At 71.6% G+C, this 21,851-nt stretch carries 22 protein-coding genes; 3 read left to right on the top strand and 19 right to left on the bottom strand.

The genetic code is table 11. The annotated features are described in order from the left end of the window. Position 1: 1 nt before the first annotated feature. The 5 genes from alr to ACIQVI_RS14775 form a co-directional block, all read right to left on the bottom strand. The gene (gene alr / locus ACIQVI_RS14795; protein WP_351969551.1) at positions 2-1,150 is read right to left on the bottom strand and encodes an alanine racemase; all 1,149 of its coding nucleotides are present in this window, start codon (positions 1,148-1,150) and stop codon (positions 2-4) included. Positions 1,151-1,724: 574 nt separating this feature from the next. Then, on the bottom strand, positions 1,725-3,173 hold the full coding sequence (locus tag ACIQVI_RS14790; RefSeq protein WP_403595380.1) for an NAD(P)H-hydrate dehydratase: 1,449 nt from the start codon (positions 3,171-3,173) through the stop codon (positions 1,725-1,727). Positions 3,174-3,390: 217 nt separating this feature from the next. Beyond that, a complete protein-coding gene (locus ACIQVI_RS14785) occupies positions 3,391-3,759 on the bottom strand; it encodes a holo-ACP synthase (protein ID WP_403595377.1) in 369 nt (122 codons plus the stop codon). Positions 3,760-3,834: 75 nt separating this feature from the next. Beyond that, positions 3,835-5,682, bottom strand: a complete 1,848-nt coding sequence (glmS, locus tag ACIQVI_RS14780; protein ID WP_403595374.1) for a glutamine--fructose-6-phosphate transaminase (isomerizing) — start codon at positions 5,680-5,682, stop codon at positions 3,835-3,837. Between the two features lie 83 nt (positions 5,683-5,765). Beyond that, positions 5,766-6,518, bottom strand: a complete 753-nt coding sequence (locus ACIQVI_RS14775; RefSeq protein WP_403595372.1) for a hypothetical protein — start codon at positions 6,516-6,518, stop codon at positions 5,766-5,768. A gap of 173 nt (positions 6,519-6,691) precedes the next feature. Here ACIQVI_RS14775 and coaA point away from each other — a divergent pair, with 173 nt between their 5' ends. Together coaA and ACIQVI_RS14765 are read left to right on the top strand one after the other, a co-directional pair. After that, the gene (coaA, locus tag ACIQVI_RS14770; protein WP_351969556.1) at positions 6,692-7,723 is read left to right on the top strand and encodes a type I pantothenate kinase; all 1,032 of its coding nucleotides are present in this window, start codon (positions 6,692-6,694) and stop codon (positions 7,721-7,723) included. Between the two features lie 29 nt (positions 7,724-7,752). After that, positions 7,753-8,718, top strand: a complete 966-nt coding sequence (locus ACIQVI_RS14765) for a DUF389 domain-containing protein (protein WP_403595368.1) — start codon at positions 7,753-7,755, stop codon at positions 8,716-8,718. A 70-nt stretch (positions 8,719-8,788) separates the two neighbouring features. On the opposite strand, the gene glmM is transcribed toward ACIQVI_RS14765, so the two are convergent. From glmM to ACIQVI_RS14745, 4 genes are all read right to left on the bottom strand, one after another. Beyond that, positions 8,789-10,147, bottom strand: coding sequence for a phosphoglucosamine mutase (gene glmM, locus ACIQVI_RS14760; RefSeq protein WP_351969558.1), 1,359 nt, complete (start codon positions 10,145-10,147; stop codon positions 8,789-8,791). Between the two features lie 114 nt (positions 10,148-10,261). Continuing rightward, entirely contained in the window at positions 10,262-10,774 is a 513-nt protein-coding gene (gene rpsI, locus ACIQVI_RS14755; RefSeq protein WP_015035601.1) for a 30S ribosomal protein S9, read from the bottom strand. Between the two features lie 44 nt (positions 10,775-10,818). Then, the gene (rplM, locus tag ACIQVI_RS14750) at positions 10,819-11,262 is read right to left on the bottom strand and encodes a 50S ribosomal protein L13 (RefSeq protein ID WP_015035600.1); all 444 of its coding nucleotides are present in this window, start codon (positions 11,260-11,262) and stop codon (positions 10,819-10,821) included. A gap of 243 nt (positions 11,263-11,505) precedes the next feature. Next, a complete protein-coding gene (locus ACIQVI_RS14745; RefSeq protein ID WP_403595364.1) occupies positions 11,506-13,137 on the bottom strand; it encodes an ABC-F family ATP-binding cassette domain-containing protein in 1,632 nt (543 codons plus the stop codon). Positions 13,138-13,184: 47 nt separating this feature from the next. Between ACIQVI_RS14745 and ACIQVI_RS14740 the strand changes: the two genes are divergently transcribed. After that, complete coding sequence (locus ACIQVI_RS14740; protein WP_403595361.1) at positions 13,185-14,222, top strand: hypothetical protein; 1,038 nt, start codon at positions 13,185-13,187, stop codon at positions 14,220-14,222. Here ACIQVI_RS14740 and truA read toward each other — a convergent pair. From truA to secY, 10 genes are all read right to left on the bottom strand, one after another. After that, complete coding sequence (gene truA, locus ACIQVI_RS14735; protein ID WP_351969561.1) at positions 14,193-15,050, bottom strand: tRNA pseudouridine(38-40) synthase TruA; 858 nt, start codon at positions 15,048-15,050, stop codon at positions 14,193-14,195. The genes ACIQVI_RS14740 and truA overlap by 30 nt on opposite strands. A gap of 83 nt (positions 15,051-15,133) precedes the next feature. Further along, the gene (gene rplQ / locus ACIQVI_RS14730; RefSeq protein ID WP_351969562.1) at positions 15,134-15,628 is read right to left on the bottom strand and encodes a 50S ribosomal protein L17; all 495 of its coding nucleotides are present in this window, start codon (positions 15,626-15,628) and stop codon (positions 15,134-15,136) included. 175 nt (positions 15,629-15,803) lie between these two features. Beyond that, entirely contained in the window at positions 15,804-16,826 is a 1,023-nt protein-coding gene (locus ACIQVI_RS14725) for a DNA-directed RNA polymerase subunit alpha (RefSeq protein WP_004946635.1), read from the bottom strand. A 119-nt stretch (positions 16,827-16,945) separates the two neighbouring features. Further along, complete coding sequence (gene rpsK, locus ACIQVI_RS14720; RefSeq protein ID WP_003956432.1) at positions 16,946-17,350, bottom strand: 30S ribosomal protein S11; 405 nt, start codon at positions 17,348-17,350, stop codon at positions 16,946-16,948. Between the two features lie 66 nt (positions 17,351-17,416). Then, the gene (rpsM, locus tag ACIQVI_RS14715) at positions 17,417-17,797 is read right to left on the bottom strand and encodes a 30S ribosomal protein S13 (RefSeq protein ID WP_030209021.1); all 381 of its coding nucleotides are present in this window, start codon (positions 17,795-17,797) and stop codon (positions 17,417-17,419) included. A 189-nt stretch (positions 17,798-17,986) separates the two neighbouring features. After that, entirely contained in the window at positions 17,987-18,100 is a 114-nt protein-coding gene (gene rpmJ / locus ACIQVI_RS14710) for a 50S ribosomal protein L36 (RefSeq protein WP_003956441.1), read from the bottom strand. Between the two features lie 63 nt (positions 18,101-18,163). Continuing rightward, positions 18,164-18,385: a translation initiation factor IF-1 gene (gene infA / locus ACIQVI_RS14705; RefSeq protein ID WP_003956442.1), complete on the bottom strand. Its 222-nt coding sequence runs from the start codon at positions 18,383-18,385 to the stop codon at positions 18,164-18,166. Between the two features lie 424 nt (positions 18,386-18,809). Beyond that, positions 18,810-19,661, bottom strand: a complete 852-nt coding sequence (map, locus tag ACIQVI_RS14700; RefSeq protein WP_403595355.1) for a type I methionyl aminopeptidase — start codon at positions 19,659-19,661, stop codon at positions 18,810-18,812. Between the two features lie 98 nt (positions 19,662-19,759). Next, positions 19,760-20,407, bottom strand: coding sequence for an adenylate kinase (locus tag ACIQVI_RS14695; RefSeq protein ID WP_403595353.1), 648 nt, complete (start codon positions 20,405-20,407; stop codon positions 19,760-19,762). Then, a complete protein-coding gene (gene secY / locus ACIQVI_RS14690) occupies positions 20,407-21,726 on the bottom strand; it encodes a preprotein translocase subunit SecY (protein WP_403595350.1) in 1,320 nt (439 codons plus the stop codon). Before secY ends, ACIQVI_RS14695 begins: the two co-directional genes overlap by 1 nt. Positions 21,727-21,851: the final 125 nt, after the last annotated feature.

Below are 21,851 nucleotides of genomic sequence, written 5' to 3'. Positions count from 1 at the left end.
CTCATTCGCCCAGGTAGACGCGCGGGACGCGCGCGCCGATCCGGGTGACGATCTCGTACGCGATGGTGTCGGCGGCCACCGCCCAGTCCTCGGCGGTGGGTTCGCCCCGGTCGCCGGGGCCGAAGAGCACGGCCTCGGTGCCGGGCTCGGGGGTCTCCCCGCCGAGGTCGAGCACGAACTGGTCCATGGCGACGCGGCCGGCGATCGTGCGGACGGTGTCCCCGACGAGGACGGGGCCGCGTCCGGAGGCGTGCCGGGGGACGCCGTCGGCGTATCCGACCGGTACGAGGCCGAGGGTGGTCTCGCCGTCGGTGACGTAGTGGTGGCCGTAGCTGACGCCGTGTCCGGCGGGGACCTGCTTGACGAGCGCGACGCCGGCCTTGAGCGACATGACGGGCCGCAGGCCGAGTTCGGCGGAGGTGCCGAGCTCGGGGCTGGGCGAGATGCCGTAGACGGCGATGCCGGGCCGGACGAGGTCGAAGTGGGACTCGGGGAGGGTGAGGGTGGCCGGCGAGTTGGCGATGTGCCGGACCTCGGGCTCGACGCCGGCCTTCTCGGCGTAGTCGAGCATCGAGCGGAAGACGTCGAGCTGGGCGGCGATGGAGGGGTGGTGGGGCTCGTCGGCGCAGGCGAAGTGCGACCAGAGGCCGGTGACCTTGAGCAGCCCCTCGGCCTCGGCCTTCAGCGCCTCCCCGACGAGTTCGGGCCAGTCGGCGGGCTGGCAGCCGTTGCGGCCGAGGCCGGTGTCGGCCTTGAGCTGCACGCGGGCGCCCTTCCCGGTGGCGCGGGCGGCCGCGACGACCTCCCGCAGGGCCCACATCCCGCTCACGGACATGTCGAGCCCGGCCTCGATGCCCCGGTCCCAGGGGTCGCCGGGGGTCCAGAGCCAGCACATGACGGGAACGTCCGTGATCCCGGCGGCCCGCAGCGCGAGCGCCTCGTGCGGGGTGGCCGTCCCGAGCCAGTCCGCCCCCGCCTCCAGGGCGGCCCGGGCACAGCGCACGGCGCCGTGTCCGTACGCGTCGGCCTTCACCACGGCCATGATCCGGACGTGGGGGGCGACGCGGGCGCGCAGCGTGCGGACGTTCGCACGCAACGCCCCGAGGTCGATCTCGGCGCGGGCTCTGCGGGGCGGCGGTGTCTCAGTCATCGCGCCCAGTCTCTCAGGTACGCCCCCCGACACCGCTTTCCCGGGCTGTAGCCCCGATCACCCTTATGAGCGACCTCCGCTCCCGGCCTGGCCCGACCCGCCCGTCAACACGGTGGACGAAAGGGGGTGTTCCGCCATGAACCCGGGCGAGTCGCCGGAGCGGGTGTGTCGGGGGGGGTGGGTTGCGGGGGCGGTCCGGTCCCGGGCCCCTCGGGACGAGGAACCCACCGCGCACCGCGAAACTCGCCGCAGGCCGGGGGCCGAGGGGCGCGGCCCCCGCCTCACGCCGCGAAGCCGACCCGGGGCCGGGCCCCGAGAAGGCGCCCTCTCCGACCTCGCGCCGCGAAGCCGACCCGGGCCGGGCCCCGAAAAGGCACCCTCTCTGACCTCTCGCCGCGAAGCCGCCCCGGGGCCGGGCCCCGAAAAGGCGCTCCCCTCTGCCCTCGCGCCGCGAAGCGGGCGCGGCCGGGGGCCGGGGGGCGGAGCCCCCGGGAAGACTCCTCCGCGCCGCCCACCCGCCCCCGGCAGGGTTTCGGGAAGGGGCGGGGTGGGGGAAAGGCCCCGGCTCCGGGCCCTACGACGGCGCCATCACGTCACTCCACGCACCCCGCAGGGCCCCCGCCACCTCCGTCGCCGTCACCGGGGCCGTGCCCGACGAGGCGCGGCGGGCCGCGAGGCCGTGGAGGTAGGCGGCGCAGGAGGCCGCGTCGACGGGTGGGAGGCCCGCCGCGAGGAGGGAGCCCGCCAGGCCGGAGAGGACGTCGCCGCTCCCGGCGGTGGCGAGCCAGGACGTCCCGGTCGGGTTCACCCGTACGGGACCGGTGCCGTCGTGCACGAGCGTCGTGGAGCCCTTGAGGAGGACCGTCGCGCCGAAGCGGGCGGCCAGTTCGCGGACCGCCGCGAGCCGCCCCGCCTCGACCTCCTCCCGCGTGGCGGAGAGCAGCGCCGCCGCCTCGCCCGCGTGCGGGGTGAGCAGGGTGGGCGCGCCCCGGCCCCGTACCGCCGCCGGGTCGAGCCCCCGCAGCCCGTCCGCGTCGACCAGGACCGGCACGTCCGAGGCGAGGACGTCCGCGACCGCCTCCCGCGCCCCGGGCTCCTCCCCGAGGCCCGGCCCGACGACCCAGGCCTGGACCCGACCGGCCTGCCGCGGCGGCCCGGTGTGCACCAGGGTCTCGGGGTGCGCGGCGAGCACCGCCTCCCCGCCGGCCCCGACGTACCGCACGGCCCCCGCCCCGCCCCGCAGCGCCCCGGTCACGGCGAGGACGGCGGCGCCGGGGTAGCGGGCGGAGCCGGCGACGACGCCGACGACCCCGCGCCGGTACTTGTCGCTCTCGGCGCCCGGCACCGGCAGCAGCCGCGCCACGTCCTCGTGCTGGAGCGCTTCGAGGTCCGGCACCCCCGGCAGGGTCGCGTCGAGCCCGATCTCCACGAGCCGCAGCGCGCCGGCGTACGCGTGCGCCGGGTCGACGAGCAGCCCCGGCTTGTACGTCCCGAAGGTGACCGTCACGTCGGCCCGCAGCGCCTCTCCGGCGACCTCCCCGGTGTCGGCGTCGACGCCGCTGGGCAGGTCGACGGCGACCACGACGGCGTCGGAGCCGCGCGCGGCCCGGGCGACGGGGACGGCGTCGGGCCGCAGCCCCCCGCGCCCGCCGATGCCGGTGATCCCGTCGAGGACGAGGTCGGCCCCGGCGAGCGGTTCGAAGGGGTCGTCCGCGATCCGCCCGCCCGCCGCCAGGAACGCCGCGAGCCCGCCCTCGTGGGCCTTCGCGCCGAGCAGCACGGCGGTCGCGCCCGCGCCGCGCCGGGCGAGCCGGGCCCCGGCGTACAGCGCGTCGCCGCCGTTGTCGCCGGTCCCGGCGAGGACGACGACCCGGGCCCCGTACACCCGTCCCCTCCCGAGCAGCGAGCAGCAGGCGGCGGCGAGTCCGGCGGCGGCCCTGCCCATGAGGGCGCCCTCCGGAAGACGGGCCATGAGGGCGGCCTCGGCGGCCCGGACGGTCTCCACGCGGTAAGCGGTACGCATGGCCAGCAGTCTGCCGCAGGCGGCGGGGGTCCGCCCGGAGGAGGTTGACACCGCCCGCCGTTCAACTTAGCTTAGGCTTACCTAAGTAGGTCGGATGGCGTCACACCACTCCGCACGCGCGCGGTACACACATCCTGTCGCCGGCCCTGGCAGCCGCGCGCGCCACACGTCCCGGGGCCCGGCCGTTTCCGAACGGCCGGGCCCCGGGGCGTACCGCTCAGCCCTCCGCGATCACCACCGCCGACGCCACCCCCGCGTCGTGGCTCAGCGACACGTGCCAGTGCCTCACGCCCAGCTCCACCGCCCGGGCCTCCACCGTCCCCCGCACCCGCAGGCGCGGCCGCCCGCTCTCCTCGACGTACACCTCGGCGTCCGTCCAGTGCAGTCCGGCCGGGGCGCCGAGCGCCTTCGCGAGGGCCTCCTTCGCGGCGAACCGCACGGCGAGCGAGGCGATCCCGCGCCGCTCGCCGCTCGGGAGCAGCAGCTCGTCCTCGACGAAGAGCCGGTCCAGCAGCCCCGGCGTCCGCTCGATCGACGCGGCGAACCGGTCGATCTCCGCCACGTCGATCCCCACCCCGATGATCATTTCCCGCTCACTCCCCGATCCCGCTCATCCCACGGGCCCGCTCATTCCACGGGCCCGCTCACTCCACCGCCCCGCTCACTCCACGGTCACGGACTTGGCCAGGTTGCGCGGCTGGTCGACCTCGTTGCCCCGCGCGGTGGCGAGCTCGCAGGCGAAGACCTGGAGCGGCACCGTGGAGACCAGCGGCTGGAGCAGCGTAGGCGTGGCGGGGATCCGGACGAGGTGGTCGGCGTACGGGACGACCGTCTCGTCGCCCTCCTCCGCGATCACGATCGTACGGGCGCCGCGCGCCCTGATCTCCTGGATGTTGGAGACGATCTTGTCGTGGAGGACGGACCGGCCCTTGGGCGAGGGCACCACGACCACGACCGGCAGGTCCTCCTCGATGAGCGCGATCGGCCCGTGCTTGAGCTCGCCCGCCGCGAAGCCCTCGGCGTGCATGTACGCCAGCTCCTTGAGCTTCAGGGCGCCCTCCAGGGCCACCGGGTGGCCGACGTGCCGGCCGAGGAAGAGGACGGTGTCCTTGTGGGCGAGGGAGCGGGCCAGGGCCCGCACCGGCTCCATCGTCTCCAGGACGCGCTCGACCTCGTCGCCGATGCGGGCGAGTTCGCGCACGACGGCGAGGATCTCGTCGCCCCACTTCGTGCCGCGCACCTGCCCGAGGTAGAGCGCGAGCAGGTAGCAGGCGACGAGCTGGGTCAGGAAGGCCTTGGTGGAGGCGACGGCGACCTCGGGCCCGGCGTGCGTGTAGAGCACCGCGTCGGACTCGCGCGGGATGGTGGAGCCGTTGGTGTTGCAGACGGCGAGGACCTTCGCGCCCTGCTCGCGCGCGTGCCGCAGCGCCATCAGGGTGTCCATGGTCTCGCCGGACTGGGAGATCGCGATCACCAGGGTGCGCGGGCCCAGGATCGGGTCCCGGTAGCGGAACTCGCTGGCGAGCTCGACCTCGCAGGGGATCCGGGTCCAGTGCTCGATGGCGTACTTGGCGATGAGCCCGGCGTGGAAGGCGGTGCCGCACGCCACGACGACGATCTTGTCGGCCTCGCGGAGCACCGTGTCGGGGATGCGCACCTCGTCCAGGGTGAGCCGCCCGGAGGCGTCGATCCGGCCGAGGAGGGTGTCGGCGACGGCCTTGGGCTGCTCGGCGATCTCCTTGAGCATGAAGTGGTCGTAGCCTCCCTTCTCGGCGGCGGAGGCGTCCCAGTCGACGTGGTAGGACCGCACGTCGGCGGGCGTCCCGTCGAAGTCGGTGACGGCGACGCCCTCCCGGGTCAGCTCGACGACCTGGTCCTGGCCCAGCTCGATCGCGGAGCGGGTGTGGGCGATGAAGGCGGAGACGTCGGAGGCGAGGAAGTTCTCGCCCTCGCCGACGCCGACGACGAGCGGGGAGTTGCGGCGGGCGCCGACCACCACGCCCGGCTGGTCGGCGTGCACGGCGACCAGGGTGAACGCCCCGTCGAGCCGCCGGCACACCAGCCGCATGGACTCCGCCAGGTCCCCGGTGGAGGAGAACTCCTCGGCGAGCAGGTGCGCGACGACCTCGGTGTCCGTCTCGGACGCCAGGTCGTGGCCGCGCTCCGCCAGCTCCCCGCGCAGGGCGGCGAAGTTCTCGATGATGCCGTTGTGGACGACGGCGACCCGCCCGGCGTTGTCCAGGTGCGGGTGCGCGTTGACGTCGGTCGGGCCGCCGTGGGTGGCCCAGCGGGTGTGCCCGATCCCCACGGAGCCGCCGGGCAGCGGCCGTTCGGCCAGCTCCTTCTCCAGGTTGACGAGCTTGCCCGCCCGCTTGGCCGCGGCGAGGCCCCCGTCGGAGAGCACCGCGACACCGGCCGAGTCGTAGCCCCGGTATTCGAGCCGCTTGAGGCCCGCGACCACCACATCAAGCGCCGACTGACCGCCGACGTATCCCACGATTCCGCACATGTCGGAAGACTACGGCGGAACCGGTCCCGCCGGACGGAGCCGACACGGGCTCCCCCGGAGGGACGGGCCCGGTTCCGGCGGCGTCAGCCCAGCTTCTTCGCCTGGGCCTCGACCACGGCCTTCGGCAGCTCCTTGACGGCGCCCGCGAGGCTGAACGAGGAGAACGAGGCCAGCGTGCCGCCCTGGCGGAAGACGACCAGCTTGGTGACGAACGGGGAGCCGTCCACGTCCGCCGTCACCGTCCAGGCCAGCGCCTCCTCGCCCGCGGACAGCGCCTCCGGCGCCACCTTGGTGACCTTCGCCTCCTGGCCCTCGCCGGTGATCGCGAAGCCGCCCGCGCAGTCGGTCCCGGCCGCCTTCAGCGAGGCGAAGGCCTCCTGCGCGCCCTGCCCCTCGTACGAGCCGAGCGTCACGCTCGTCACCGGCGCGGCGAGCGCCCCCAGGGCGTCCTCCGGGGAGCCCGTCTTCTTGGGCACCTCGACGGCCTTGCGCTGCACGGACGCCGCCGGGCTGCCGGTCGCGACGAACGCCATGGCGTCGGCGAGCGGCTTGCAGGCCGCCTTGTCGGTGGCGACGGTCTCCGGCTTCACCATGTCGCCGGCCTTGGCCTTCTGCACCTGGTGGCCGGGCAGGTCGGCCTGCTCGACGATCAGCTTCTCCAGCTCGGCGGCGGACAGCGCCTCGGCGCCGGGAGCGGCGCTCGTGGCGGAGGCGCTCGGCGCGGCGGACCCCTTGCCCGCGTCCTTGCCGCCCTCCCCGCCGCTGCAGGCGGTGGCCAGCAGGGCGAGGGAGACGGCGGTCGTGGCGACGGCGACGGTGCGGATGGACGTACCCATGCGTGGTGGCTCTCTGCTTCTCTTCGTGCCGCCGGACGGCGGCTCCCCCCGCGTGAGACCGGGTTGCACGCGGCAGGGGACATGATCGCCCAGGCCCGCGCGCACGACCAGCCCTTTCCCCGCGTGACCGACCCCACCACCCACGGCGGCCCCCGACCCCCGACAATGGCCGTGTGATCACTTCGCCGCCACGAAGCGCCCACGGGGACGGCCCCGGGGACGGGCACCAGGGCCCCCGCCACGGAAACGGACACCGCCGTCCGTCCGAGGCGACCCCGTACGTCGACCTCACCCGGGCCGAGTGGAGCGCCCTGCGCGACAAGACGCCGCTGCCCCTCACCGCCGAGGAGGTCGAGCGGCTCCGCGGCCTCGGGGACGTCATCGACCTCGACGAGGTGCGGGACGTCTACCTGCCGCTGTCCCGGCTGCTCAACCTGTACGTGCAGGCCACCAGCGGGCTGCGCGGCGCCCTGAACACCTTCCTCGGCGAGAGCGCCGAGCAGCGCGGCACCCCCTTCGTCATAGGGGTCGCCGGCTCGGTCGCCGTCGGCAAGTCCACGGTCTCCCGGCTCCTCCAGGCCCTCCTCGCCCGCTGGCCGGAGCACCCGCGCGTGGAGCTGGTCACCACCGACGCCTTCCTCTACCCGATGGAGGAGCTGAAGGCGCGCGGCCTGATGTCCCGCAAGGGCTTCCCCGAGTCGTACGACCGCCGGGCCCTGACCCGGTTCGTCGCGGACGTCAAGGCCGGCAAGGACGAGGTCACGGCCCCCGTCTACTCGCACCTGATCTACGACCGGGTGCCCGGCGAGCGGCTCGTCGTGCGCCGCCCGGACGTCCTGATCGTGGAGGGCCTGAACGTCCTCCAGCCCGCCCTGCCCGGCAAGGACGGCCGGACCCGCGTCGGCCTCGCCGACTACTTCGACTTCTCGGTGTACGTGGACGCCCGCGCGGAGGACATCGAGCGCTGGTACCTGAACCGCTTCCGCAAGCTGCGCGACACCGCGTTCCAGGACCCCTCCTCGTACTTCCGCCGCTACACCCAGGTCTCCGAGGAGGAGGCCTTCGACTACGCCCGCACCATGTGGCGGACCGTCAACAAGGTGAACCTGCTGGAGAACGTGGCGCCCACGCGCGGCCGGGCGACCCTCGTGGTCCGCAAGGGCCCCGACCACAAGGTGCGGAAGCTGAGCCTGCGCAAGCTCTGACCGCGCGCCCGGCTCCGTAGGCTCTGCCCATGCTGCATCTGCGGATGATCGTCCCGCCCGACCGCACCCGGGCCGCGGCCGACCTGATCGAGTCGACCGTCGGGACCGCCCACCTGGTGGTCCTGCCCGGCGCGGCCCGCGACCCGGCCGGGGACGTGGTGCTGTGCGACGTGGCCCGCGAGGCGGGCGACGAGCTGCTGCGCGAGCTGCGCGGCCTCGGGATCGACCGGGACGGTTCGATCGCCGTCCAGAGCATCGACCTGTCGCTGTCCGAGCGGGCCGACGCGGCCGAGCGGGAGGCGCCCGGCGAGGCCGCCGACGCGGTGCTCTGGGAGGAGCTCACCGAGGCGACGCACGAGGAGTCGACGCTCTCGGTCACGTACTGCGCGTTCATGGTCCTGGCCACGATGCTCGCGGCCTGCGGCGTCGTCCTGGACAACGCGATCCTGATCGTGGGCGCGATGGCGGTCGGCCCGGAGTTCGGCCCGCTCGCCGGGGTCTGCACGGCGGCGGTGCGGCGCGCCCCGAGGCTGGCCGCGCGCTCGCTGCTCGCGCTGTTCGTGGGCTTCGCGGTGGCGATCGCGGCCACCACGCTGTTCAGCCTGGCGATGGACGCGCTGGACCTGTTCAGCCGGGCCCAGCTGGAGGCGGAGCGCCCCAACACCCGCTTCGTCTGGCAGCCCGACCCGTTCTCCTTCGTCGTGGCGCTGCTCGCGGGCGCGGCCGGCACCCTCTCCCTGACCTCCGCCAAGTCGGGGGCCCTGGTGGGCGTGGCGATCTCGGTGACGACGGTCCCGGCGGGCGCGAACGCGGCGGTGGCGCTCGCCTACGGCGACCTGGCCCAGATGGCGGGCTCGCTCGAACAGCTCGCGCTCAACCTCTTCGGGATCGTCCTCGCCGGGACGGCGACGCTGTACGCCCAGCGGGCCCTGTGGGACACCCAGCGCGGCCGCTGGCGCCGCCCGTCGCACAAGGGCAAGGGCAAGGGCCACTGACGGAGAGGGCCCCGCCGCACCGGAGTCCGGCGCGACGGGGCCCTCATCGCATGACGGTGCCTCAGAAAGGCTAGCCCAGCGCGGACTTCACGACGTCCGCGAGGCGCTGCGCGACCGACCGGGCCTGCTCGATGTCGGCGGCCTCGACCATGACGCGGACCAGCGGCTCGGTGCCCGAGGAGCGGAGCAGCACCCGGCCGGTGGAGCCGAGCTCGCGCTCGGCCTCGGTGACGGCGGCGGCCAGCTCGCCGGAGGTGGTGACGCGCGACTTGTCGACGTCCTTGACGTTGATCAGGATCTGCGGCAGCCGCTCCATCACCCCGGCGAGGTCCGCGAGGGACTTGCCGGTGGCGGCGACCCGGGCGGCCAGCATGAGGCCGGTGAGGGTGCCGTCGCCGGTGGTGGCGTGGTCGAGCACGATGACGTGGCCCGACTGCTCGCCGCCGAGCGCGTAGCCGTGCTCCTTCATGGACTCCAGGACGTAACGGTCGCCGACCGCCGTCTGGACGAGGTTCAGGCCCTCGCGCTCCATGGCGAGCTTGAAGCCCAGGTTGGACATGACGGTCGCGACGACCGTGTCGCCGCGCAGGGTGCCGGCCTCGCGCATGGCGAGGGCGAGCACGGCGAGGATCTGGTCGCCGTCGACCTCGTTGCCCGCCGCGTCCACGGCGAGGCAGCGGTCGGCGTCGCCGTCGTGCGCGACGCCCAGGTCGGCGCCGTGCTCGACCACGGCGGCCCGGAGCAGGTCGAGGTGGGTGGAGCCGCAGCCGTCGTTGATGTTGAGGCCGTCCGGCTGCGCGCCGATGGTGATCACCTCGGCGCCGGCCCGGGCGAAGGCCTCGGGCGAGACGCGGGAGGCGGCGCCGTGGGCCTCGTCCAGGACGACCTTCAGACCGTCGAGCCGGTTGGGGAGGACCGCGATGAGGTGGGCGACGTACGTGTCGAAGCCCTCGTCGTAGTCGCGGACGCGGCCGACGCCGGCACCGGTCGGACGGTCCCAGGGGGCGCCGGTGCGGTGCTCCTCGTACACGGCTTCGATCTTGTCCTCCAGTTCGTCGGCCAGCTTGTGGCCGCCGCGCGCGAAGAACTTGACGCCGTTGTCGGGCATGGCGTTGTGGCTCGCGGAGAGCATCACGCCGAGGTCGGCGCCGAGGACGCCGGTGAGGTGGGCCACGGCCGGGGTGGGCAGGACGCCGACGCGCAGCACGTCGACGCCGGCGCTGGCGAGGCCGGCCACGACGGCCGCCTCCAGGAACTCTCCGGACGCGCGCGGGTCGCGCCCGACCACGGCGGTCGGCCGATGCCCCTCGAAGGTGCCCGCCTCGGCGAGCACGTGCGCCGCCGCCACGGACAGGCCGAGCGCCAGCTCCGCCGTCAGATCCGCGTTGGCGACGCCGCGTACGCCGTCCGTGCCGAAGAGTCGTCCCACAGCTGTCCTCCGAGAATACGTGCCCAAGCTTATGAAAGAGCGTATGAAAAAACGTACGCCCCGACGGCACGGGCAGTGCCGCCGGGGCGTACGGAATGCAGACCGAGCAGGCGATTAACGCTTGCTGTACTGCGGGGCCTTACGGGCCTTCTTGAGACCGGCCTTCTTGCGCTCGACCGCACGGTCGTCGCGGGAGAGGAAGCCGGCCTTCTTCAGCGCCGGGCGGTTGTTCTCGACGTCCGCCTCGTTCAGCGCACGGGCCACGCCGAGGCGCAGGGCGCCGGCCTGACCGGAGACACCGCCACCCGCGATGCGGGCGATGACGTCGTAGCGGTTGTCGAGCTCGAGCACCTTGAAGGGCTCGTTGACTTCCTGCTGGTGCACCTTGTTGGGGAAGTAGTCCTCAAGGGTGCGACCGTTGATCTTCCACTTGCCGGTGCCCGGAACGATCCGGACGCGGGCGATGGCGTTCTTGCGACGGCCCAGGCCGGCGGCCGGCTGCGGGTCGCCGAAGCGGGACGCGAGCGACTCGGAGGTGTACTCACCCTCGACGAGCTCGGTCTCGGTGGTGTACTCCTCGACGCCCTCGAACTCGTCGACGGGGGTCTCGGGGGTGGTCTCGGCCACGATGCTCCTCAGATTTCTTTCGTTCTTAGGGGGTGTGGCCGGAACTACTGCGCGACCTGGGTGATCTCGAACGGGACCGGCTGCTGAGCAGCGTGCGGGTGGTTCTCGCCCGCGTAGACCTTCAGCTTCGAGAGCATCTGACGGCCCAGGGTGTTCTTGGGGATCATGCCCTTGATGGCCTTCTCGACGGCCTTCTCGGGGTTCTTGTCCAGCAGCTCGTCGTAGCGGACGGAGCGCAGACCGCCCGGGAAGCCGGAGTGGCGGTACGCCAGCTTCTGGGTCTTCTTGTTGCCGGACAGGTGGACCTTGTCGGCGTTGATGATGATGACGAAGTCGCCCATGTCCATGTGGGGCGCGTACACCGGCTTGTGCTTGCCTCGGAGGAGGTTCGCGGCCGTGGTCGCGAGACGGCCCAGGACAACGTCCTGCGCGTCGATGATGTGCCACTGGCGAGTGACATCGCCGGGCTTGGGGCTGTACGTACGCACTTCGTAGCCTTCGCTTCTTCAGTGGATGGAGTCCAGACACACCTGAAGCGATCATGCAGCTGGGGCCTGCACTGCCGGGAACGACGCCCGTATGCGAGCCACTGGTAACTGCTCCAGGGAACCTGCGCAAGGGCCTCTCGCCGGAGTACGGCGAAGCCACCACGCATAACAAACCGCAACAGTACCCGCGCCACCCCGGACGGGTCAAAACGCGCGGGCCCGCCACACGGGCCCGCGCCGCCCCTACCGCGCCCGCTCGACCCGCCGCTCGTCCCACACCGGCTCGCTCGTCTCCCGTACGACCCCGTCGGAGCCGAAGACCAGGAACCGGTCGAAGCTCTTCGCGAACCAGCGGTCGTGCGTGACGGCCATCACCGTCCCCTCGTACGACTCCAGACCGTCCTGGAGCGCCTCGGCCGACTCCAGGTCCAGGTTGTCCGTCGGCTCGTCGAGGAGCAGCGCCGTCGTCCCCGCCAGTTCGAGCAGCAGGATCTGGAAGCGGGCCTGCTGGCCGCCCGAGAGCTTGTCGAAGGGCTGGTCGCCCTGGCGCTCCAGCTCGTACCGGCGCAGCACGGACATCGCCCCGCCCCGGTCCTTGGAGTGCTCCGACCACAGGATGTCGACCAGCGGACGCCCGGCCAGCTCCGGATGGGCGTGGGTCTGCGCGAAGTGACCGGGCACGACCCGGGCGCCCAGCTTCCACGTCCCGGTGTGCGCGACCGACTCGTCCCCGGCGAGCAGCCGCAGGAAGTGCGACTTGCCGGAGCCGTTCGAGCCGAGGACGGCGACCCGCTCCCCGTAGAAGACCTCCAGGGAGAACGGCTTCATCAGCCCGGTCAGCTCCAGGTTCTCGACGGTCACGGCCCGCACCCCGGTCCGTCCGCCGCGCAGCCGCATCCTGATGTCCTGCTCGCGCGGCGGCTCCGGCGGCGGCCCGGCCTCCTCGAACTTCCGCAGCCGGGTCTGCGCCGCCGCGTACCGCGAGGCCATCTCGTGGCTGACCGCGGCCGCCTGCCGCAGGTTCACCACGAGCTTCCTCAGCTGGGCGTGCTTCTCCTCCCAGCGCCGCTTCAGCTCCTCGAAGCGGGCGAACCGCTCCCGCCGCGCGTCGTGGAAGGTGTCGAAGCCGCCGCCGTGCACCCACACGTCCGAACCGGCCGGACCGGGCTCGACCGCGACGATCTTCTGCGCGGCCCGGGAGAGCAGCTCCCGGTCGTGGGAGATGAAGAGCACGGTCTTGCGGGTCTCCCGCAGCCGCTCCTCCAGCCACCGCTTGCCGGGCACGTCGAGGTAGTTGTCGGGCTCGTCCAGGAGCAGCACCTCGTCGGGGCCGCGCAGCAGCGCCTCGAGCACGAGGCGCTTCTGCTCGCCGCCGGAGAGCGTCCGGGCCTCCCGGAACTGCGCCTTCTCGTACGGGACGCCGAGCGCGGCCGTGGTGCAGATGTCCCAGAGGGTCTCCGCCTCGTACCCCTGCACCTCGGCCCAGTCGGAGAGCGCCTGCGCGTACCTCATCTGCGCGGCCTCGTCGTCGACCGTCATGATCAGGTGCTCGGCCTCGTCCACCGCCTTCGCGGCCTCCCTGATGCGGGGCTGGGCGACCGAGACGAGCAGGTCGCGGACGGTCGACCCGTCCCGTACGGAGCCGACGAACTGCGGCATCACGCCGAGGCCGCCGCTGACGGTGACGGAGCCGCCGTGCGGCTGGAGCTCTCCGGCGATCATCCGGAGGAGCGTGGTCTTGCCGGCGCCGTTGGCCCCGACGAGGGCGACGACGGCCCCCTCCCCCACCCGGAAGGAGGCGTCCCCGAGCAGGACCCTCCCGTCGGGGAGGTAGTACTCAAGATGTGCGGCCTCGACGTGTCCCATGAGGTGCATTGTCGCCGCCCGCGTCGGCCCGGCCCAACCGGTTTAGGATGCGCGGCATGAGCTTTGGGGGACCGCAGTGGCCGCAGGAGCCGCAGCGACAGGGACAGCAGGGGCAGCAGGGGTACGGCGAGCAGGACCGGGGGGCGCACGGGCAGCAGGGCCAGGACCGGGACCAGGGGTACGGGCAGGGGGCGGGCGGCTACGGATACCCCGGCCCGCAGGGCGGCCCCGCTCCGGCCCCCTTCCCGGGCGCACCGGCCCCCGGCCCCTTCCCCGGCCCGCAGGGCGGCGGCGGGCCCACCCCCGACTGGAGCGCCCTGGCCGACGCCTCGGCCTCCCGCGCCCGCCGCAAGCGCCTCCTGACGGTCGGCGGCGGGGTCCTGGCCGCCCTGGTCGTCGGCGCGGTCGTCGCCACCGCCGTGGTGGTCACCGGCAAGAAGGACGACACCGCGAAGAACGGCGGCGGGACCCCCACCGCCACGGCCTCCCCCACCGAGGCCCCCACCCCCGAGCCGACGTTCTCCTCGGTGGCGCCGCCGCCCCCGCCGAACCCGAAGGACTACATCTCGGACCCGAAGAAGGACAGGGCCCCGCTCACCGCCGAGGGCCTCTTCCCGGGCAAGAAGCTGACCATGAGCGGCCGCCCGTACAAGAAGGGCGCGACCTCCGCCACGACGAACTGCGCGGCCGTCACCCAGGGCGGCCTCGGCGCCGTCCTGAAGGACAACGGCTGCCAGAAGGTCCTCCGCGCCACCTACGTGCGGGACGGCGTGGCGGTCACCGTCGGCGTCGCCGTCTTCCCCTCCGAGGCCGCCGCCCTCAAGGCGAAGGACCGGGCCACCGGCGGCATCGCGCCCCTGGCCGGCGCGGGCGTGGGCGACTTCTGCCGCGCCACGGTCTGCCTGCGCCGGTCGAACGCGATCGGCCGCTACGCGTACTTCACCCAGGCCGGCTTCACCAGCGGCAAGAAGGTCACCACGGCCGACAAGGGCGTCTTCCAGAACAGCGACGACCTGGGCACCTTCGCCTTCAACCAGATCTACGCCCGCGGCAAGTCCCAGGCCTCAGCAGCAGCCGGCGCTCCCGGGCAGTGACCGCTTGTTGCGCGCCTCCCGGTTCCGGGCGGCGAGCAGCTCGTCGGCCGGGTAGCCGACCTCTTCGAGGGTGAGGCCGTGCGGCCGCACGACGTGCACGGCCGAGTCCCGGACCCCGGCCGCGAGCACCTTGCCCGGCCAGTCCACCGGCCGGTGCCCGTCGCCGACGAAGAGCAGCGCGCCGACGAGCGAGCGGACCATGTTGTGGCAGAAGGCGTCCGCCTTGACGGTCGCTTCGAGGACGCCGTCGGACCGCCGCTCCCAGCGCAGCTCCTGGAGGGTGCGGATGGTGGTGGCGCCCTCGCGCCTCTTGCAGTACGCGGCGAAGTCGTGCTCGCCGACGAGCGCGGCGGCGGCCTCGTTCATGGCGTCCGCGTCGAGGGTCCAGTCGTGCCAGAGGACGTGCCCGCGCAGCAGCGGGTCGACCCCGCCGGGGTTGTCGGTGACGCGGTAGGCGTAGCGGCGCCAGATCGCGGAGAAACGGGCGTTGAAGCCGGCGGGGGCCTCGGTCAGGGACCAGATCCGCACGTCGTGCGCGAGGCGGCCCGCGAGCCGCCGCAGCAGCTTGTCGCGGTGCTCCTCCCACAGCTCCAGGGGCAGGTCCACGTGGGCGACCTGGCCGCGCGCGTGCACCCCGGCGTCGGTCCGCCCGGCGACGGTCAGCTCGTACGTCTCCCTGGACCGGGTCACGGTCCGCAGGGCGTCCTCGATGTCCCCCTGGACGGTCCGCTGCCCGTGGGCCTGCTTGGCCCAGCCGGAGAAGTCCCTGCCGTCGTACGAAAGGTCCATCCGGACCCGTACGAAACCGTCCTGCACGTCGTCGCTCACGCGGAAGATCCTCTCAAACACACGGGAACGGGCCCGCACCCCAGGGGGTACGGGCCCGCACACGGAAAACGCCGGAAAAACGCTTACGCGTCCTTCGACTCCTCGGCCGGGGCCTCGGCGGCCTCGTCCTTGGTCTCCTCGGCCTTGGGGGCCTCGTCGGCCTCCTTGACGGCGCGCTTGGTGGCGGCCTCGGCCTCGGCGACGGTCGCCTTCTTGGCGATCTCGCCCTCGACCAGCTCGATCACGGCCATCGGGGCGTTGTCGCCACGACGGTTGCCGATCTTGGTGATGCGGGTGTAGCCACCCGGACGCTCCGTGTAACGCGGGGCGATCTCGGTGAAGAGGGTGTGGACGACGCCCTTGTCGGTGATCGTCTGCAGCACCAGGCGACGGTTGTGGATGTCGCCCTTCTTCGCCTTGGTGATCAGGCGCTCGGCGACCGGACGCAGGCGGCGGGCCTTGGCCTCGGTCGTGGTGATGCGGCCGTGCTCGAAGAGCGACTTCGCCAGGTTGGCGAGGAGCAGCTTCTCGTGCGCGGCGGAACCGCCGAGGCGGGCACCCTTCGCGGGACGCGGCATGGTGTTTCTCCTTGTGATCTGCACCGGCCGTATGAGGTACCGATGTCAGTGTCCGAGCGGGCGGTCACCCGTCGGAGACCCCGCGCCCCAAAGGGGCGCGGGGAGGTATCGATCTTGCGGCTACCGCCGCGTGGGCGCGACCAGCCGGAACCGGCCCGCAGCAAGATCGCGACCGTCAGTACTGCTCGGTCTCGACGAAACCGGCATCCGCGTCGTCGTCCGCACCGAACGCGTCGGCGGCGGCGGTCGGGTCGAATCCGGGCGGCGAGTCCTTCAGCGCCAGGCCCATACCGGCCAGCTTCGCCTTGACCTCGTCGATCGACTTCGCACCGAAGTTGCGGATGTCGAGCAGGTCCGCCTCGGAGCGCGCCACGAGCTCGCCCACGGAGTGGATGCCCTCGCGCTTGAGGCAGTTGTAGGAGCGGACGGTGAGCTCCAGCTCCTCGATCGGCAGCGCCAGGTCGGCGGCCAGGGCGGCGTCCGTGGGGGACGGGCCCATGTCGATGCCCTCGGCGTCGATGTTGAGCTCGCGCGCCAGACCGAACAGCTCGACCAGGGTCTTGCCGGCGGACGCCATGGCGTCGCGCGGGCGCATGGCCTGCTTGGTCTCGACGTCGACGATCAGCTTGTCGAAGTCGGTGCGCTGCTCGACACGGGTCGCCTCGACCTTGTACGTGACCTTGAGCACCGGCGAGTAGATGGAGTCGACCGGGATGCGGCCGATCTCCTGGCCGACCTGCTTGTTCTGCACGGCGGAGACGTAGCCGCGACCGCGCTCGACGGTCAGCTCCATCTCCAGCTTGCCCTTGGCGTTCAGGGTCGCCAGGACGAGGTCGGGGTTGTGCACCTCGACACCGGCCGGGGGCGCGATGTCGGCGGCGGTGACCAGACCCGGGCCCTGCTTGCGCAGGTACATCACGACCGGCTCGTCGTGCTCCGAGGAGACGACCAGCTGCTTGATGTTCAGGATGAGGTCGGTGACGTCCTCCTTGACGCCGGGCACGGTGGTGAACTCGTGCAGGACGCCGTCGATGCGGATGCTGGTGACGGCGGCACCCGGGATCGAGGAGAGGAGGGTACGGCGGAGGGAGTTGCCGAGGGTGTAGCCGAAGCCCGGCTCCAGCGGCTCGATCACGAACCGGGAGCGGAACTCGTCGACGACCTCTTCGGTCAGCGACGGACGCTGAGCGATAAGCATGTTGTGTCCTTCAGTCGTGGACGCCCACTATTTGACGTCCGACTTGTACTGCAAGGGTACGGGCGGCACGGCCCCGAGGAGCCGTACCGCCCGAAGTCCTGAATCAAGCAGGCCGTGCGTCAGACGCGGCGGCGCTTGGGGGGACGGCAGCCGTTGTGCGGCGTGGGGGTGACGTCCTGGATCGAGCCGACCTCGAGGCCGGTGGCCTGGAGGGAGCGGATCGCGGTCTCACGGCCGGAGCCGGGACCCTTGACGAAGACGTCGACCTTGCGCATCCCGTGCTCCTGCGCGCGGCGGGCGGCCGACTCGGCGGCCATCTGCGCGGCGAAGGGGGTGGACTTGCGCGAGCCCTTGAAGCCGACGTGGCCGGCGGAGGCCCAGGAGATCACGTTGCCCGAGGGGTCCGTGATCGAGACGATCGTGTTGTTGAACGTGCTCTTGATGTGCGCGTGGCCGTGAGCGACGTTCTTCTTTTCCTTGCGGCGCACCTTCTTGGCAGCGCCCTGACGACCCTTGGGGGGCATCTATAACTCCTACGGGAGGTGGTCGGTCCTACAGCGAAGACCGCTTGGTCAAGCGTCCGCTGAGGACTACTTCTTGCCCGGCTTCTTCTTGCCGGCGATGGCGCGACGCGGGCCCTTGCGGGTACGAGCGTTCGTGCTGGTGCGCTGACCGCGGACGGGCAGGCCACGACGGTGGCGGAGGCCCTGGTAGCAGCCGATCTCGACCTTGCGGCGGATGTCGGCGGCGATCTCACGGCGGAGGTCACCCTCGGTACGGAGGTTGGCGTCCACGTACTCGCGGATCTTGACGAGGTCTTCCTCGGCGAGGTCGCGGACACGGGTGGACGGGTTCACGCCGGTCGCGGCGAGAATCTCCTCGGACCGGGTGCGCCCGATGCCGAAGACGTAGGTGAGTGCGACCACCACACGCTTTTCGCGCGGGATGTCAACACCGGAAACGCGTGCCATTCAATGGCTCCTGTGTTCTCGGGGGTCTGCTGCAGAACCGTTCCCGGCTGCCGTATGAGGTACAGGTCGGGTCCCCGGCCCCCGCCGGAGGTGCCGTCAACCGTGGGACACGGTCGGACGGGCTCTGCGTATGTACGTGTTGCTATGCGTCGCGCGAAGAACTGCGAAATGCAGGTCGGTCGGCGTGCGTCAGCCCTGGCGCTGCTTGTGGCGCAGGTTGTCGCAGATGACCATGACCCGGCCGTGACGGCGGATCACCTTGCACTTGTCGCAGATCTTCTTGACGCTCGGCTTGACCTTCATGGGATGTGAGGTTCTCCGGGTCAGTGCCACCACCCGCGCGCGGAGGCGGGGTGCGGGCAAGATCTACTTGTAGCGGTAGACGATCCGGCCACGCGTCAGGTCGTACGGAGAGAGCTCCACGACGACCCGGTCGTCCGGGAGGATACGGATGTAGTGCATCCGCATCTTGCCGGAGATGTGCGCGAGGACCTTGTGACCGTTCTGGAGCTCCACCTTGAACATGGCGTTCGGGAGGGACTCGATCACGGTGCCCTCGATCTCGATGGCACCTTGCTTCTTGGCCACGCTTCGCCTTTCGAATCGGCTACCTTGATCGACTTTCGCCGCCGCGTGCGGACACACGGATACACGAGAGCCGACGCATCAGTCTACGTCAGGCCCCAGGAAAAGACGAATCGGGAAGTCTGCCCACCCGAAATGATCCTTACGCAAGCCGCCATGCCGTAGAAAATGCGTACCTTCCAGACCCGGACCAACGAATCCGCCGCCACCGCGATTCCCGGCTCCGCCGACCTCCGACCGGCGACGCGGGGCACCGCCCCCGTCAGGCCAGGGGATCCGGCGCCGCCGTGATCCCCAGCTCCGCCGGCTTGGCCTTGCCGCCGACCCATCCCCGACGCCCCTCTCGCGGGCTCGGCGCCGGGGGCGCCTCACAAGCTTCGAGGGGCTGCGCCGGCCTCCGACCGGTGGACGCGGGGCACCGCGCCCGTCAGGCCAGGGGATCCGGCGCCGCCGTGATCCCCAGCTCCGCCAGCTTCGCCTTGCCGCCGTCGACCGCCGTCAGGACCAGGGGGCCCTCCTCCGTCACCGCCACGCTGTGCTCCCAGTGGGAGGACCAGGTGCCGTCGGTGGTGATGACGGTCCAGCCGTCCGCCAGGACCTCCGTGCGGGGGGTGCCGAGGGAGACCATGGGCTCGATGGCCAGGCAGAAGCCGGGGACCAGCTTCGGGCCCTTGCCGCGCTTGCGGGAGACGTAGTTCAGCAGGTGCGGGTCCATGTGCATCTCGGTCCCGATGCCGTGGCCGCCGTAGTCCTCGATGATCCCGTACCGGCCGAGGCTGTGGTCGCCGACCGCCGGCCGCGGCTGCCGCTTGATGTAGGTCTCGATCGCGCGGGAGACGTCGACCAGGCGGTTGCCGGTCTTCATGGCCGCGATGCCGGCCCACATCGACTCCTCCGTCACCCGGGAGAGCTCGATCAGCTCCGGGGCGTGGCCCGTGCCCACGAAGGCCGTGTAGGCCGCGTCGCCGTGCCAGCCGTCCACGATCGCGCCGCAGTCGATCGAGATGACGTCGCCGTCCTTGAGGACCGTCTTGTCGTCGGGGATGCCGTGGACGACGACCTCGTTCACCGAGGTGCAGATCGTCGCGGGGAACCCGCCGTACCCCAGGAAGTTCGACTTCGCCCCGTGGTCGGCGATGACCTTCCGCGCGACCTCGTCCAGGTCCCGGGTCGTGGCGCCCGGCACGGCCGCCTCGCGGGTCGCCGCGTGGATGGCGGCGACGACCAGCCCCGCCTCGCGCATCTTCGCGATCTGCTCGGGGGTCTTGATCTGCACCATCGTGACCGGGGCCTTTCCACTGGGTAAAAGGGGGACGGAACAACGATACGGCCGCGGCGCCCCCGAGGGGCACCGCGGCCGTGTCGAACGAACCGGGGTTACTTCTTGAGCGCGTCCATCGCCTTGGCGGTGACCTCGTCCACCTTGCCGAGCGCCGAGATCGTCACGACCAGGTTCTGCGCCCGGTAGTAGTCGATGATCGGCTCGGTCTGCGTGTGGTAGACCTCCAGGCGACGGCGGACCGTCTCCTCGGAGTCGTCGTCGCGCTGGTAGAGCTCGCCGCCGCAGACGTCGCAGACGCCCTCGACCTTCGGCGCGTTGTACGTCACGTGGAAGACGTGCGCACTGTCCTTGCGGCAGATGCGGCGACCCGCGATCCGCTTCACGACCTCGTCCTCGGGGACCTCCAGGTCCAGGACCGCGTCGAGCTCCATGCCCTCCGCCTTCAGGACGGCGTCCAGCGCCTCCGCCTGAGCGACGTTCCGGGGGAAGCCGTCGAGCAGGAAGCCGTTGGCGGCGTCCGGCTGCTCCATGCGGTCCTTGGCCATCCCGATGGTCACCTCGTCGGGCACCAGGTCGCCGGCGTCCATGAACGCCTTGGCCTTGAGGCCCAGCTCCGTGCCCTGAGAGATGTTGGCGCGGAACAGATCACCCGTGGAGATGTGCGGGATGTCCAGGTTCTTGGCAAGGAACGCGGCCTGCGTGCCCTTGCCCGCACCGGGCGGTCCGACGAGGACGATTCGCATCAGCGGAGGAACCCTTCGTAATTGCGCTGCTGGAGCTGGCTCTCGATCTGCTTCACGGTCTCCAGCCCCACACCCACGATGATGAGGATGCTCGTCCCGCCGAAGGGGAAGTTGGCATTGGCGCCACCGAAGCCTGCCAACGCCATCGTCGGCACGAGAGCGATCAGACCCAAGTACAGCGAGCCCGGCCAAGTGATCCTGTTGAGCACGTAGCTCAGGTACTCGGCAGTAGGTCGACCGGCCCGGATACCCGGGATGAAGCCACCATACTTCTTCATGTTGTCGGCGACTTCCTCGGGGTTGAACGAGATCGCCACGTAGAAGAAGGCGAAGAACACGATCAGGAGGAAGTAGGCGGCGATGTAGTACGGGTGGTCACCCTTGACGAAGTGGGCTTCGATCCAGGTCTTCCAGCCGGAGGTGGAGCTCGAGAACTGCGCGACGAGGGCCGGGATGTAGAGCAGCGACGACGCGAAGATGACGGGAATCACACCCGCCTGGTTCACCTTCAGCGGGATGTACGTGGACGTACCGCCGTAGGAGCGCCGGCCGATCATGCGCTTCGCGTACTGGACCGGGATGCGTCGCTGGGCCTGCTCGACGAAGACCACGAGGGCCACCATCACGAAGCCGATCAGGATGACGACGCCGAACTCGATCCAGCCCTGGGCGAGCTTGCCGCTCTCCTTGATGGCCCACAGGGCACCCGGGAAGCCGGCGGCGATCGAGATGAACATCAGGATCGACATGCCGTTGCCGATGCCGCGGTCGGTGATCAGCTCACCGAGCCACATGACGAGGGCCGTACCGGCGGTCATGGTGAGGACCATGACGGCGATGGTGAAGATCGACTGGTCGGGGACGACCTGGTCGGCGACGATGCAGCCGCTGAAGAGCGCGCCGCTCTTGGCGGTGGCGACGAGGCCGGTGCCCTGGAGGATGGCGAGGGCGATCGTCAGGTACCGGGTGTACTGCGTGATCTTGGCGGTACCGGACTGTCCCTCCTTCTTGAGGGCTTCCAGGCGCGGGATCACGACGGTCAGCAGCTGCAGGATGATGCTCGCCGTGATGTACGGCATGATGCCGAGCGCGAAGATGGTGATCTGCAGCAGCGCCCCGCCACTGAACATGTTGACCAGGCCGAACAGGCTGTTGTTGCCCTCGCTGGCCTGCTTGACACACTGCTGGACGGCCTCGTACTTGACACCGGGGACCGGGACGTGGGCCCCGAGCCGGTACAGCACGATGATGCCGAGCGTGAAGAGCAGCTTCTTGCGCAGGTCGGGCGTCTTGAACGCCCGGGCGAACGCGGTGAGCACGGTGCCTCCTGCGACCCCCGCGCTATGCGTCAAGGGTGACGGTCTTGAGATTCGAAGAATCACTGGATAGGTATCGGTCATCAATTCCGTGCGGGCATACCGCACGGAGCCTAGACAGTGCACGC

Source organism: Streptomyces sp. NPDC098101 (assembly GCF_044760185.1).
Classification (GTDB): domain Bacteria; phylum Actinomycetota; class Actinomycetes; order Streptomycetales; family Streptomycetaceae; genus Streptomyces.
Note: the sequence above shows the minus strand (reverse complement) of the source record. Positions and strands in the feature narration are given on the sequence as shown.

What these genes read in the sequence shown, in the direction of transcription:
- alr (WP_351969551.1), bottom strand. Translation starts at nt 1,150, where the DNA reads ATGACTGAGACACCGCCGCCCCGCAGAGCCCGCGCCGAGATCGACCTC.
- ACIQVI_RS14790 (WP_403595380.1), bottom strand. Translation starts at nt 3,173, where the DNA reads ATGCGTACCGCTTACCGCGTGGAGACCGTCCGGGCCGCCGAGGCCGCC.
- ACIQVI_RS14785 (WP_403595377.1), bottom strand. Translation starts at nt 3,759, where the DNA reads ATGATCATCGGGGTGGGGATCGACGTGGCGGAGATCGACCGGTTCGCC.
- glmS (WP_403595374.1), bottom strand. Translation starts at nt 5,682, where the DNA reads ATGTGCGGAATCGTGGGATACGTCGGCGGTCAGTCGGCGCTTGATGTG.
- ACIQVI_RS14775 (WP_403595372.1), bottom strand. Translation starts at nt 6,518, where the DNA reads ATGGGTACGTCCATCCGCACCGTCGCCGTCGCCACGACCGCCGTCTCC.
- ACIQVI_RS14765 (WP_403595368.1), top strand. Translation starts at nt 7,753, where the DNA reads ATGCTGCATCTGCGGATGATCGTCCCGCCCGACCGCACCCGGGCCGCG.
- ACIQVI_RS14745 (WP_403595364.1), bottom strand. Translation starts at nt 13,137, where the DNA reads ATGCACCTCATGGGACACGTCGAGGCCGCACATCTTGAGTACTACCTC.
- ACIQVI_RS14740 (WP_403595361.1), top strand. Translation starts at nt 13,185, where the DNA reads ATGAGCTTTGGGGGACCGCAGTGGCCGCAGGAGCCGCAGCGACAGGGA.
- rplQ (WP_351969562.1), bottom strand. Translation starts at nt 15,628, where the DNA reads ATGCCGCGTCCCGCGAAGGGTGCCCGCCTCGGCGGTTCCGCCGCGCAC.
- ACIQVI_RS14725 (WP_004946635.1), bottom strand. Translation starts at nt 16,826, where the DNA reads ATGCTTATCGCTCAGCGTCCGTCGCTGACCGAAGAGGTCGTCGACGAG.
- rpsK (WP_003956432.1), bottom strand. Translation starts at nt 17,350, where the DNA reads ATGCCCCCCAAGGGTCGTCAGGGCGCTGCCAAGAAGGTGCGCCGCAAG.
- rpsM (WP_030209021.1), bottom strand. Translation starts at nt 17,797, where the DNA reads ATGGCACGCGTTTCCGGTGTTGACATCCCGCGCGAAAAGCGTGTGGTG.
- rpmJ (WP_003956441.1), bottom strand. Translation starts at nt 18,100, where the DNA reads ATGAAGGTCAAGCCGAGCGTCAAGAAGATCTGCGACAAGTGCAAGGTG.
- map (WP_403595355.1), bottom strand. Translation starts at nt 19,661, where the DNA reads ATGGTGCAGATCAAGACCCCCGAGCAGATCGCGAAGATGCGCGAGGCG.
- ACIQVI_RS14695 (WP_403595353.1), bottom strand. Translation starts at nt 20,407, where the DNA reads ATGCGAATCGTCCTCGTCGGACCGCCCGGTGCGGGCAAGGGCACGCAG.